Here is a 13,459-nt window from a genome sequence, read left to right on the forward strand (position 1 = left end):
CTGCCCTATTAAAGAGGAATAATTATGCCGAAACTTCGTTCGCTCAAGACTATGGAAGGCCGTGAAATGGCCGGTGCACGCGCCCTTTGGCTCGCAACTGGAACCAAGGTGGAAGACTTTGGTAAGCCGGTGATTTGCGTGGTGAACAGCTATACCCAGTTTGTTCCGGGCCACGTACACCTTAAGGACTTGGGCCAGGTTGTCGCACGCGCTATCGAAGCCGCCGGTGGTGTCGCTAAAGAAATGAACACCATCGCCGTGGACGACGGTATCGCCATGGGACACGATGGCATGCTCTACAGCTTGCCCTCCCGCGACCTGATTGCAGACTCTACCGAATACATGGCTAACGCCCACCGCGCCGACGCCCTCGTTTGCATTTCTAACTGCGACAAGGTGACTCCGGGTATGCTCATGGCCGCCATGCGCCTCAACATCCCCGCCATCTTCGTGAGCGGCGGCCCGATGGAAGCAGGCCACGTGACCACGAAGGACGGCAAGGACCGCGCTCTCGACCTGATTGACGCCATGATCGATTCCGCCGACAGTTCCGTGAGCGACGAAGACGTGGCCGCCATCGAAGCCAACTCCTGCCCGACTTGCGGTTCCTGCTCCGGCATGTTCACCGCAAACTCCATGAACTCCCTTACCGAAGCTCTCGGCCTCAGCCTCCCGGGTAACGGCACCATCGTCGCCACCCACGCCGAACGCAAGAAGCTCTTCGAAGCCGCCGGTAAGCGCATCGTGGAACTCTGCCACCAGTATTACGATTTGAACGACGAAAGCATCCTCCCGCGCAGCATCGCCACGAAGGACGCCTTCGAAAACGCCATGCGCCTCGATATCGCCATGGGCGGTTCCTCTAACACCGTGCTCCACTTGCTCGCCGTGGCTCAGGAAGCCGGCGTGGACTTCACCATGAAGGACATCGACCGCCTCTCCCGCAACACGCCTTGCATCTGTAAGGTTGCCCCCACCGTTCACAACATCCACATTGAAAACGTAAACCGCGCCGGTGGCATCATGGGCATCCTCGGTGAACTAGACCGCATGGGCCTGCTCCACAAGGACGCCAAGACCGTTCACGCCAAGACCATTGGCGAAGCCCTGGAACTCAACGACCTCAAGCGCAACCCGACAGACGAAGCCAAGCAGCGCTACCTCGCTGGTCCGGGCCGCAAGTACAACCTGATCGCTTTCTCCCAGAATTTCATGTACCCGGATCACGACCTCGACCGTGCCAACGGTGCTATCCGCGACGGCGAACACGCTTACACCAAGGACGGCGGCCTCGCTGTTCTGTACGGTAACCTCGCTGTAGACGGTTGCATCGTGAAGACCGCCGGCGTCGATGAATCCATCTTCAAGTTCACCGGCCCCGCCGTGGTGTTCGAAAGCCAGGAAGATGCCGTGAAGGGCATTCTCGACCCGAACGTGGTGAAGGCTGGCGACGTGGTCGTCATCCGCTACGAAGGTCCGAAGGGTGGCCCCGGCATGCAGGAAATGCTCTACCCGACCTCTTACCTCAAGAGCCGTCACCTGGGCAAGTCCTGCGCCCTCCTCACCGACGGCCGTTTCTCCGGCGGTACCAGCGGCCTCTCCATTGGCCACGCTTCTCCGGAAGCCGCCAACAAGGGTAACATCGGCCTCGTGCACACGGGCGACGTGATTGAAATCGACATCCCGAACCGCTCCATCAACGTGCAGCTCACCGACGACGAACTCGCCGAACGCCGCAAGGAAATGGAAGCCCGCGGCGCCAAGGCATGGCAGCCGGAAAACCGCGACCGCGTGGTGTCCAAGGCTCTGCAGGCTTACGCCGCCATGGCTTCGTCTGCTGACAAGGGTGCTGTGCGCGACCTGAGCCTCATCGGAGTCAAGTAAGAACTGTATGGATCCCGGCCGCATCGCGGCCAGGATGACAATTAAACGAAGCCTGAATGACTGAGAAAAGAATGGATTCACTTCTCAAGCCTTTTATGAATTCCCGCAAGGTGTATGTTCCGGGGAAGATTTTCCCGGACATCCGCGTGGGTATGCGTGAAATTTTGACCGAAGACCCCGAAACGCCGGTGGTTCCCGTGTACGACACCAGTGGCCCCTACAGCGATGTAGATGCCAAGCTGGACGTGACGAAGGGAATCGAGCGTTTCCGCGAATCGTGGATTATGGAACGCGGTGACGCCGAACAGCTGGACGACATGACATCTGCTTACGGCCGCGCCCGCCGTGAAAACCACGAGCTGGACCACCTGCGCTTTAACGCCGAGCACCACCCGCTCCGCGCCAAGGCAGGCCATCACCTGACGCAGCTGGACTACGCCCGCAAGGGAATCATCACCAAGGAAATGGAATACGTAGCAATACGTGAAAACCAGCGCCTTGATGAATTGCAGGCCCAGGGTAAAATCAGCATTCCTGGCTCCCCCATTACCGCCGAGTTCGTGCGCGACGAAATCGCCGCTGGCCGTGCGATTCTGCCGGGGAACATCAATCACCCTGAATGCGAACCGATGATCATCGGTACGAATTTCTTGACCAAGATCAACAGCAACATCGGTAACTCTGCCATCACTTCTTCTATCGAAGAAGAAGTCGAAAAAATGGCTTGGTCTGTACGATGGGGCGCAGACACGGTCATGGACCTTTCCACTGGAAAGCACATTCATGAAACCCGCGAATGGATCATCCGCAACAGCCCCGTACCTATCGGAACGGTGCCTATCTACCAGGCGCTCGAAAAGGTGAACGGCAAGGCAGAAGAACTCACGTGGGAACTGTACCGCGACACGCTCATTGAGCAAGCGGAACAGGGCGTGGACTACTTCACCATTCACGCAGGCCTTTTGCTGGAACACATTCCGCTCACCGCGAAGCGCACCACGGGTATCGTGAGCCGCGGCGGTTCGATTCTGGCTTTGTGGCAGATGCGCCATCACCAGCAGAACTTCCTGTACACCCACTTCCGTGAAATCTGCGAGATTCTCGCCGCCTACGACGTGGCCGTTTCTCTCGGCGACGGGCTCCGCCCGGGTTCCTTGGCCGATGCAAACGACGAAGCCCAATTCGGCGAACTGGACACCCTCGGCGAACTCACGAAGATTGCTTGGGAATACGGCGTACAGGTGATTATCGAAGGCCCGGGTCACGTGCCCATGCACAAGATCCAGGACAACATGGCCCGCCAGCTTGAAAAGTGCCACGGCGCTCCGTTCTATACGCTTGGCCCCCTCACCACCGATATCGCCCCCGGTTACGACCACATTACGTCTGCAATCGGCGCCGCTCAAATCGGCTGGTACGGCACCGCCATGTTGTGCTACGTGACCCCCAAGGAACACCTCGGGCTCCCCGACCGCGACGACGTGCGCGCGGGTGTGGTCACCTACAAGCTCGCCGCCCATGCGGCCGACCTTGCAAAGGGCCATTTCGCAGCACAGTTCCGCGACGACGCCCTTTCGCGCGCCCGCTTTGACTTCCGCTGGAACGACCAGTTCGCGCTTTCTTTGGACCCCGAAAAGGCCATGGAATTCCACGACAAGACGCTCCCCGGCAGCCAGGCGAAGGCAAGCCACTTCTGCAGCATGTGCGGTCCGAACTTCTGCAGTATGCGCATCACGCGTGCTGTTAGGAATTTCGTAGCCACCGGTGAAGTCGGCGACGTCTAAGGCGCAACAACAAAAACAATTAAAAATGTCCGGTTTACGCCGGACATTTTCTTTATTTAGACTCTGTTGCAGGTTGCGAGGGCACTTCAGAAGCCACCTTCGGTGGGACCTTATTCTTCACGCACCTAAGCGAGAACGCATTCCCGTCGAAATCCTCTTCGCTCTTGAATTCATCCTTATTGCTGACAACGTACCAATAAACGGCCCCCATTCCGCCACCGCCCTCGGCAGCCCAGAAGTAGGCGCTGGAACCCAGTTCCGCAAATTCCCCATCGCTCTGGTAGCGGCTCCCAGCAGGCAACGCATTGAAGCCGCTGGCATTGTTGTTCTTGGTCATGTCGCCCTGAGCCCAGCCTTCACGGCTCTTGAGGGCTGCAGCCAAGCCCTTGCGTTTGTTAATCGCAAATTGCCCTAACCGCATCCATTCTTCTTGCCGCGGGATATGCCAGCCTTCGGGGCAAATTCCCTGATGTTCAGTAACAACGGCCCCCTTCGAAACGCTGTCCAGGGAATTTTCGATATAGTCTTCGGGCAGTCTCATGGCCACATGCCACGGGTAAAGCCTGCCGTAATTGCGGCAACGGATATCCTTGTCCTCGTAGCAGTAACTGCCCGGAGCCGCAAAGCGCAAATTTTCCGCCATCCAGACATCCTCGCCCACGGCCACCGTCTTGTATCGGTTATCGTCACGGCGGTCATAAATCGAGGTGCTGTCGTAAATTTCATCGATATCCGGCGGGTTCATCAGGCATCGCACCGGGAAGGCCTTGCTCTTCAGGGTGGAATCCATCACGAAATCGTCATTGTCGTAAGGCAGAATCCAGGCAATAGCCCGCGACGAATCAAGCTCGTTCACCGACCAGAACCCCGTAAAGGTTCCGATTCCAGAATAAGCAGAAACCGAATCAACGGAATCGCGCACACCGGAGGCCAACGCCGTAAAGCCGAAGCCGTTTTCACCCAAAAGCGCCTGATCGCTCTCCATCCAGCTTTCACGGGCACGCAGGTTCGTACCCACGCCCACCGCATCGTCAATATCCTTCAGGTAAATATTAAGCCTGTAAAAGTCCAGGGATGTCGGAACATGCCAGCCATTGGGGCAAACATCCTTCGTCTTTGAATTTCCCGAAATGTTTGTAGCAGCTTCCCAAGTGTAAAGGCGCCCGAATTTTTCGCAATTTTCTTCCATGTTGTCGTAGCAATAGCTACCCGGCACCTTCACGTTCAGGTTATTGACCATCCACACCTGATCGCCAATATGAATCGTCAGCACAACCTTGTTTTGCACATTAACCACCTGCGGAACCACTTTCGGACGAGGTGGCGGAGGCGGCTCCCTAAAGGGATACACCTTGTTTTCGATACAGCGAATAGAGGCGCCGTCGTATTTTGACGCATATACCTTGTCAAACGACCTGGAATCGTACATGACGCTCCAATAATAAGCCCCCACGTTGTCTATTTCAGACGAAGACCAGAACTGTGCCGAAGACCGTAAATCCATAAACCCGGTGTATTCATTGCGCAATCCAGCAGGCAATGCATTAAAGCCAAACTCGTCGGAACCCGCCGGCAAACGCAGTTCCTTTTCCCACAATTCCGGGGACTTAAGACTCAAACCGACACCATCGCTCTTGCCGATTCGCCCCACATAACGCTTAAGAGTCACCCAGTCCTTGTTGGCAGGCAGGCGCCACCCCGCCGGGCAAGCATCATGGTATGTTTTCCATTCCTTTTTGGTAAAATCAACATCTACAATGGAGTGGTTGTTGTAATAATCCACAAGGCGCATCGCCATGGACCAGTCATAAAGCCTGCCGTAGGTTTCACAGTTGTAGTCGCGATTGTCGTAGCACCAGCTGCCCTTCACGTTAAAACGCAAATTCTCGGCAAACCAGCGCTGGTTACCGATCTGCACCGTCTTGTACACGCGGCCATCGCGTTTATCCTTGAAATCAGGCATTTTAAGGACATGCGCACTCGCAAGCCCCGCCAAACTAAACAACATCACCAATAAAAACGCCTGTATCTTCATTTTCGCCCTCTTACCAAGCAATATATACTCAAAAACGCGCAAAAGACAAACTAACGTAAACTTTTTTATTCCAAACAAAAAAAGCCCCCGGCTTTTGACCGGAGGACTTTTTTGCAGGTCTGGATCCTTCGCGACCTGCGGTCGCTCAGGATGACGCTTCGCGTCAATTACACAGCGCCCTGCCACTTCATGGCGTCGGCAACCTTGAGGAAGCCAGCGATGTTTGCACCCATGACGAGGTTCTTCTTGTCGCCATACTTTGCTGCAGCGCCAGAAGCAGCCTTATAGATGCTCTTCATGATGCCTTCGAGCTTAGCGTCAACTTCTTCGAAGGTCCAGGAGAGACGTTCGGAGTTCTGAGACATTTCGAGACCAGAGGTAGCCACGCCACCAGCGTTAGCAGCCTTGGCAGGTCCAAAGAGAACGCCAGCCTTCTGGAAGGCTTCGATAGCTTCCGGAGTAGACGGCATGTTTGCACCTTCGGCAACGGCCTTCACGCCGTTAGCGATAAGGGCCTTAGCACCTTCGAGGTCGAGTTCGTTCTGAGTTGCGCACGGGAGAGCAATGTCGCACTTGACAGTCCAAACGCCCTTAGAACCTTCGTGGTATTCAGAACCCGGAACGAGCTTAGCGTATTCGCTGATACGAGCGCGCTTGTTGTTCTTGAGGTCGAGAACGATGTCGAGGTTGATGCCGTTCGGGTCGTAGATGTAGCCGTTAGAGTCAGAAACGGTCACAACCTTAGCGCCGAGCTGAGTAGCCTTCTGGCAGGCGAACTGAGCAACGTTACCGGAACCGGAAATCACGACAGTCTTGCCCTTGAAGGAGTCGTTGGCGAGGTCAGCGAGCATTTCGCGAGTGAAGTAGCAGAGGCCGTAACCGGTAGCTTCGGTACGAGCGAGAGAACCACCGTAGGAGAGGCCCTTACCGGTGAGAACGCCAACCCATTCGTTGCGAATGCGCTTGTACTGGCCGAACATGTAACCGATTTCGCGAGCGCCAGTACCCTGGTCACCAGCCGGCACGTCCGTGTCAGCACCGATGTGCTTGCAGAGTTCAGTCATGAAGGACTGGCAGAAACGCATCACTTCGTTGTCGCTCTTGCCCTTAGGATCGAAGTCGGAACCACCCTTGCCGCCGCCCATGGGGAGCGTGGTCAAGCTGTTCTTGAAGATCTGTTCGAAGCCGAGGAACTTCAGCATGGAAAGAGTCACTTCGTTACGGAGACGGATACCGCCCTTGTAAGGACCGATAGCGGAGTTGAACTGCACGCGGTAGCCACGGTTCACCTGAACGTTACCCTTGTCATCGAGCCAAGGTACGCGGAAAGTAACAACGCGTTCCGGTTCGACGAGGCGGTCGATCACGCCGTTGGTTTCCCAAGACTTGTCCTGTTCGAGGACGGGGTCGAGGGATTCGAGGAATTCGCGGACAGCCTGGTGGAAGAGGGCCTGGTCCGGATCACGGGCGACGACCTTTTCATAAACCTTCTGAAGGTAAGCATTCTTGATTGCCATTTTTATATATCTCCGTTGAGAGTTTGATTGTTAATGTTTTTCAACGGGTGTAAAGATAGCAAAGGGGTTAGAAAAAAAGTGAAAAACTCTCAAAAATCTTCAATTTCTTACATTTTTGTAAGTTACTTTTTTAGAAGTTTGTTCAAATGCGTTTTTTCGTAAAATTTAAGGGGTATCAAAAAGAAAAACCTACATTTTTGTAGATTTTTGATTTTTCTTAACAATAGTAAAATTCTTTTTACAATTAAGCCGCCTATTTAAGGCAACCCAGCAAAGTTTCGTGCAAAATGCCATTGGAGAAGGCAACTTGTTCTCCATCAACGAATTGCATCGTAGAACCGTCAATACGGGTCGATTTACCCCCCGCTTCTTCCACCAAGAGGGCAATGGCCGCGATATCCCACGGGTAACTCATGGTCATCACGAAACAGTCGATACGGCCACAAGCCGTAAAGCAGCCTTCGATAACCGCCGAACCCAGGCACTTGACCCGTTCGAAGGTTTCTGCCTCGGCGGCAAAATTCTTGGAATTCTGCGCATTGATCTTGGGCACATCGCCTACGTTAAAATCACCGTTGCTCACGATGGCATGCACCGGGTCCGATTCTTCGCTTACGTGAATGGGCTTGCCGTTCATAAAGGCCCCCTCGCCCTTTACCGCCGTAAAGAGTTCGCCCAGCTTAGGCAGGTTCACCACCGCCACCAGCGGCTTGCCCTCAAAGTGCAGCGCGATGGAAATTCCCCAAAGCGGAATGCCGCGACTAAAGTTCACCGTCCCGTCTACCGGATCGATAATCCAGCGGTAACGCGGATCCGTCCCTTCGATGATTCCCGCCTCTTCGGTGCGGATGGAATGTTCGGGGAACGCCTTGCGGAGACCTTCCACAATCAGCTTTTCGCTGGCGATGTCGGCACGGGTCACCACATCTTTCTTGGACTTGTACTTGACATCGCCCAAGTCCTGTTGTATTTCAAGACAAAGAGCTCCCGCTTCTTTAGCAAGAGCCTCAGCAACTTTTAAATAATCTTCAGTAGTAGACATAAATAAAATGTGGAGTGTGAGATTTGAAATGTGGAATTAATCATTACCCATTACACATTATATATTTCACATTACACATTACTCCTTGTACGCGCAACAGCGGAAACCAATAGACGGAGACTTGTAGAAGTTCGCTACCCCACGATAAGAAACACGTTCTCCCGTAAGGAACACCACCTCTTTATGGTCAGGCACGTAGACCATGCCGTTACTAACCTGTTCAAGCCACTTGTCGCCACCCTTCTTGTATTCGGCATAGGGTGCATAGTCCACCCCCACAGAAGTGCCGCTGGAATCCTGCACATCAAAGAACTGCAAAGTATCCTTGAAATCCTTTTTAGTCAAATAAGGCTTTTTCTCATAAGGGGTACGTGACGTATCGGCCTGGAATAACGTATCCACCTTGGTTCCTTCGCGGTACAAGTAAACCGTATCGGTCGTGTAGGCCAGACGCGTAAAGACAGGGAAACCGCGGTTCGTGCAAAGCGCCTGGGATTCAATATCGATACCGCTCATGGACTTGTAAGACCCGCCCTTAAGAACGGCGACCGTATCTTCGGAGCGACCCATCACCCATTCCTGGTACTGGCCCGGCATATCCCGCACGCCCATGGGGTTCATGCAAGTCGGATTACGCTTGGTAACATCGGCTGCCAAATCTGCATTGTTGGTCGCCACGTTACAATCCCTGAACAGATAAGTCGACACTTCCGACATTTCCTGTATCACGCCATAAGAAAGCGTTCCGTCGTAAAGGCACACCAGCTCCCAGTCGCGTTCGTTGCAAAGGCTCACCTTAAAGCCGTCTGCCGAAATCGCCTCGCAGGCCGCCAAGGCCTCGGAATGCAGGATGTTGGTTACGAAGGCGCCCGAGTCATCCTGGTGTTCCATGCGTTCCATGCAGAAGAAGCTGGTGTCAGAAGACTTCACCGCCACAAAACCGCTGGGGCATTCCACCTCTTTCGCTAACGGCCCCGGAGACACAGCAATCGTATCTACCAACGCCACCGAGTAATAGCCGGACTTGTCGATAGAACGCACGCGCAAAATCAAGGTATCGCCAGGAGCAACCCAACGAATGGTATCCACCACAAATGTACCCGTAGAAGAAACCCTCATGGTATCGCCCGAAACCTTGTACAGCTTGCCATAACGATCCGAACCGCCGGCATAGGCACATGAATCCCATTCACCCGTAATGGGGTTAAGACGTTCCACCTTGTAGCTTTGGACCGTATCGTAACACACGGGGAAAAGACAAGTATCCGGAATGGTCAAGACAGAATCGACCTTGATGCCATGATACTTCTTGTAAGGGTCAACGCTCTTGCTCCAAAAGATCAGCAAACGGTTATTGCTGTCGAGCCTCGCCATTTCGGGGAACAGGGAATCCTTTATGGTATAGAGTTTCGTAGGCATCAGGGGCGCCACGGAATCCGTGGTATAGAAGATTTCCCAGGCATTATAATCCAGGTTTTCCGTTCCAGAGAAATTGCCGGTCGTATCCCACGAAGAATAGCCTACGGAATATTCACTTTCGGCCTTGAGCCCTTCAATCACCAAGCGGTACGCATTGGAATCGGGATAATCATTGTTGTAACCCCGACCGTCTTCCACCAAAATCGCCAGGCGGTTCTTGGTATTGTCACCGTGTTTGACTGCCGAATCGATCCACACCGAATCGTGATTAGACATAATTCGTGCATGGCGTTTAAACAAGGTTCCTCCTATGGAATCGACTCCATCCGGCGATTCCAGCCTAACCTTCAGCTTGCGCAGGTCCTCGTTCTTGTTATCGGAACGAATTACGATGTTATAGCCCATAATGGGGCCAGAAAGTTCGTTAGGCTTGTAGTATTCCGTCTGGTCGGTAGGGCGAGACCACTTGAACCGGGCTCCCGTCGTCCACGAAGAATCGTGAAGCATGCCCAACAGCGAGGGGGGAATATCATCGCCAAAATGCACATAGGCACGCTGCAGCGTACCCGGACGGCCACTGGAATAGTCGCAATAAATTGCCACCATCACGCTATCGCTGTCCTTCGCATATTGCTGAACATAAGGAGTCAGGTTGATGGTATCAAAAATGGCCGCCGTACCGGAAGGAAATTCGAAGCTGTCCGTTGCCTTATCAATCTGGTCATCATCGACCGTCTTTGACACAGTGTCCACCACATCCGAAGTGACCCACAGGTAAATGCGTCTCAGGTTGTTCGTATCGATAGGATAACGATAACGGAGTAAATAGCAATACAGACCGCTATCGGCATCAGAGGCGCATTCGCGAAGCACCGACAAATCCGAGATTTCACGATCGAACAAGAACTCCTCGGAACTGCCGTCGTCGGAACAAGCCACAAGAGAAGCAAATAACGCAACAACCAACGCCAAGAGCGTTGCACGCAATGTATAAAGTCTAGACATCGGCCATAAAATAGCAAAATACCATAAAAAAAACCGACGGTACTTGTGATACCGTCGGCTCTAAACGATTCAAAACCGATTAGTTTTCTTCCGGATAGACAGAAACTTTCTGACGCTTTGCATCGAGGCGTTCGAACTTCACCTTGCCATCGACGAGAGAGAACAGAGTGAAGTCTCTGCCCATACCCACGTTGGTGCCCTTGTGGAAGTGAGAACCGCGCTGACGAACGATGATGTTGCCAGCCTTGACGACTTCGCCCGCATACTTCTTAACACCAAGGTACTTGGCGTTACTGTCGCGGCCGTTACGTACTGAACCTTGACCTTTCTTATGAGCCATGGATTATACCTCCTTAGCCTTACGCAGAGAGTTCTTCTTAACCTTGGCGGGCTTCGGGAGACCCTGGGCAATCTTTTCCTTGCGAGTCAGAGGCACATTCTGCACCTTCTGCTTGGCGAGGGCAGCCACGCGAGCGCGGTTGCGATCGATAACCTTGGAGTCGACCTTTGCGGATTCTGCGCCGGAGCGAAGTTCCGTAACCAGCACCTCGGTATAGCCCTGACGATGACCGTTACGACGTTCGTAACGGGTACGGCGCTTCTTCTTGTAAACGATGACGGTGTCATACTTGCCGTGGGCAAGCACTTCAACCTTCACGGAGGCGTCGTTCAGGACAGGGGTGCCGATTTGCACTTCTTTTCCTGCGAAAAGAAGAACGGACTTGAGCTCCAGTTCGGAACCAACAGCGGCATCGAGCGTGGGGACCTTGTAAGCCTTGCCCAGCTCAACTTTATACTGGAAACCACCTGTTTCAACAATAGAATACATTTTTGTAATCCTTTTTTGGTTGCTATTGGGACCCCAAATGTAGCAAAATTTGGGGGATTGTAAAGGGAATCCGGGCCATTTTAGGGCAAAACAGGGTTAAATTTGAGCAAAATCCGTTAAAAAAACGTCATTGCGAGCCCTAACAGGCTCTTTTTGGCCGATCTGCGAGTCGTAGTTGCACCATTCTACACCAAGACGGGTCTGTTCGCCAATATCAGGGTTAATATCCTCATTCGACCTTAAAAGGGAATTTGTAGTACTCATGACAACTTTCAAATCCTGTTTTGCCAATTCAAGAGCCGCTTTTTTGGGGGCGCTAACATCATCACGGCAAGCATTAACGCATTTCTCTATAAACGACTCAATATTTTTGTATTCGCTAGAAGCCTTGAGAGAATTAACAAAGCCAAAAGCTTCATCAAACGTTACCGGATTCCTTTCATAATCGTTCGACTTACTCGGTTGTCGAGATAATCCATCTACATTTGCACTAAAATCAGCGATTGTAGAATCGACGAAACTATTCATCGTTGTCGTTGTTAAACCAGCTTCAACAATCCAATCATTAGCATCCGCATCCATCATCAAGCGCGGCTCTAGCGACTCGATCTTGTAGTTTTTACGGGTAGAATTCTTCTTGTTGTTCTTCTTTGACATAATAACTCCCAATGGGCTTTTCCCCAAAGCCCTGTTTTTTTGTTAAACTTTTTTGAATGATTAATTAGGGATTAATAATCCTTTGTGCAACGGATAGAGAGGCCATAAAACTTTTCTTCTCCTGCACCGCGAGTCAGATGATCGTATGTAACATAAGCTACCAAGCCCCCGACATAACCATTTTCTTCATTCTTATATTCACCAGGCAACCAATGATAAGCAGATTTATCCATATTTATATAATATGAATGAGGACCATCTGAATGCAGTTTTCCAGCCGGCAAAAGGGAGAATCCACGCTGATTGGATCCCCACAAAACAGCCCCCAAATAACTTGCACCGTCTCTTGAACCACTATACCTCATAGCAACAGCCCATTCACCTTGGCTCATAACATGCCAACCATCAGGGCAAATGCCCTGATGCAAAACATAGCTTAAGCTATTACTTAACAAAGGAATTTGATTTCTTGTCAAATCAATCGTATCTGGACATTCAACAGAACCCATGGCAAAGCTGTCGCAGGCCGCAGGAAAATTCATCACCGTAGCCCAGGTATAAAGCCCACCAAAACCATTATCGCAATACCACGGGTCATCATCGTAGCAAAACTTGGTAGAATCCGTCATCTGGGTCCCACCCGGTATCATTTTGCCGTAGTTCAAATTTTGAGCAAAGATTGTGATGGAGTCAACATCCCCAAAGCCAAATTCAAAGCGAAGTGTTTTATATACTTGTCCATCTCGAGGATCAGTAAATTTCCCATAGCTGTAGCCTTTCTCGTTAACAAAAAGACGGCTCATGTCGTAATACTTGCTACTAGAAGAAGGCGTTACAGAACTAGAGGACATCGGAATCCAGCGGCCATTTTCACAGATAAACTCTTGTTGCAACTGAGGGATATACTGAGTCCAGCCCTCATAATCACTCGAGCAAAGTGAATCTCGCAATACATAGCCACTGGAACTCGAACAATTATCGTTTGTACCAGACGAGGAATAATCTCCAGCTTCCGAACTACTAGAATTATTTTTCTTACCACTAGAAGAACTCTTCTGCGAGCCATTCGAATCAGGCTTCACAGAGCTAGAAGACTTCGAACTCCCACCGGAAGACGTTCCTTTGTCCGTAACGGAACTCGAGGATTGGTTGACAGAAGACGAAGAATCACCGGCCGGTTCTGGGGAAACAGAAGAGGATGAATCGTCTCCGCATGCAACAAGCATTGTCAGGAGAACGGACAAGACAAGAACGCTTTTAAAAATCTTCACAGAAGACCTCCAGTTG

The 13,459-nt window shown here is 52.1% G+C and carries 10 protein-coding genes; 2 read left to right on the forward strand and 8 right to left on the reverse strand.

What is annotated here, in order from left to right:
• Nucleotides 1-24: 24 nt before the first annotated feature.
• Nucleotides 25-1,884 (forward strand): dihydroxy-acid dehydratase, encoded by a 1,860-nt coding sequence (ilvD, locus tag ACJMNB_RS10195; protein ID WP_405342085.1) that lies wholly within the window; start codon nt 25-27, stop codon nt 1,882-1,884.
• 71 nt (nt 1,885-1,955) lie between these two features.
• Nucleotides 1,956-3,668, forward strand: coding sequence for a phosphomethylpyrimidine synthase ThiC (thiC, locus tag ACJMNB_RS10200; protein ID WP_405342087.1), 1,713 nt, complete (start codon nt 1,956-1,958; stop codon nt 3,666-3,668).
• 52 nt (nt 3,669-3,720) lie between these two features.
• Here thiC and ACJMNB_RS10205 read toward each other — a convergent pair whose 3' ends face one another.
• From ACJMNB_RS10205 to ACJMNB_RS10240, 8 genes are all read right to left on the reverse strand, one after another.
• Nucleotides 3,721-5,703, reverse strand: a complete 1,983-nt coding sequence (locus ACJMNB_RS10205) for an FISUMP domain-containing protein (RefSeq protein WP_405342089.1) — start codon at nt 5,701-5,703, stop codon at nt 3,721-3,723.
• Between the two features lie 167 nt (nt 5,704-5,870).
• Nucleotides 5,871-7,220 carry an NADP-specific glutamate dehydrogenase gene (gene gdhA / locus ACJMNB_RS10210; protein ID WP_405342091.1) on the reverse strand — a complete coding sequence of 450 codons (1,350 nt, stop codon included), beginning with the start codon at nt 7,218-7,220 and terminating at the stop codon, nt 5,871-5,873.
• A gap of 253 nt (nt 7,221-7,473) precedes the next feature.
• Nucleotides 7,474-8,262 carry an inositol monophosphatase family protein gene (locus tag ACJMNB_RS10215; protein WP_405342093.1) on the reverse strand — a complete coding sequence of 263 codons (789 nt, stop codon included), beginning with the start codon at nt 8,260-8,262 and terminating at the stop codon, nt 7,474-7,476.
• A gap of 78 nt (nt 8,263-8,340) precedes the next feature.
• Nucleotides 8,341-10,686 carry a hypothetical protein gene (locus ACJMNB_RS10220; RefSeq protein ID WP_405342095.1) on the reverse strand — a complete coding sequence of 782 codons (2,346 nt, stop codon included), beginning with the start codon at nt 10,684-10,686 and terminating at the stop codon, nt 8,341-8,343.
• A gap of 79 nt (nt 10,687-10,765) precedes the next feature.
• Nucleotides 10,766-11,026 carry a 50S ribosomal protein L27 gene (gene rpmA, locus ACJMNB_RS10225; RefSeq protein WP_072801233.1) on the reverse strand — a complete coding sequence of 87 codons (261 nt, stop codon included), beginning with the start codon at nt 11,024-11,026 and terminating at the stop codon, nt 10,766-10,768.
• A gap of 3 nt (nt 11,027-11,029) precedes the next feature.
• Nucleotides 11,030-11,515 (reverse strand): 50S ribosomal protein L21, encoded by a 486-nt coding sequence (gene rplU, locus ACJMNB_RS10230; RefSeq protein WP_405342098.1) that lies wholly within the window; start codon nt 11,513-11,515, stop codon nt 11,030-11,032.
• Between the two features lie 96 nt (nt 11,516-11,611).
• Nucleotides 11,612-12,172 carry an LEPR-XLL domain-containing protein gene (locus tag ACJMNB_RS10235; protein WP_405342100.1) on the reverse strand — a complete coding sequence of 187 codons (561 nt, stop codon included), beginning with the start codon at nt 12,170-12,172 and terminating at the stop codon, nt 11,612-11,614.
• Nucleotides 12,173-12,243: 71 nt separating this feature from the next.
• Nucleotides 12,244-13,254, reverse strand: a complete 1,011-nt coding sequence (locus ACJMNB_RS10240) for an FISUMP domain-containing protein (protein WP_405342102.1) — start codon at nt 13,252-13,254, stop codon at nt 12,244-12,246.
• Nucleotides 13,255-13,459 lie beyond the last annotated feature (205 nt).

The sequence above is a fragment of the Fibrobacter sp. genome (genome assembly GCF_045131395.1).
Lineage (GTDB): Bacteria > Fibrobacterota > Fibrobacteria > Fibrobacterales > Fibrobacteraceae > Fibrobacter.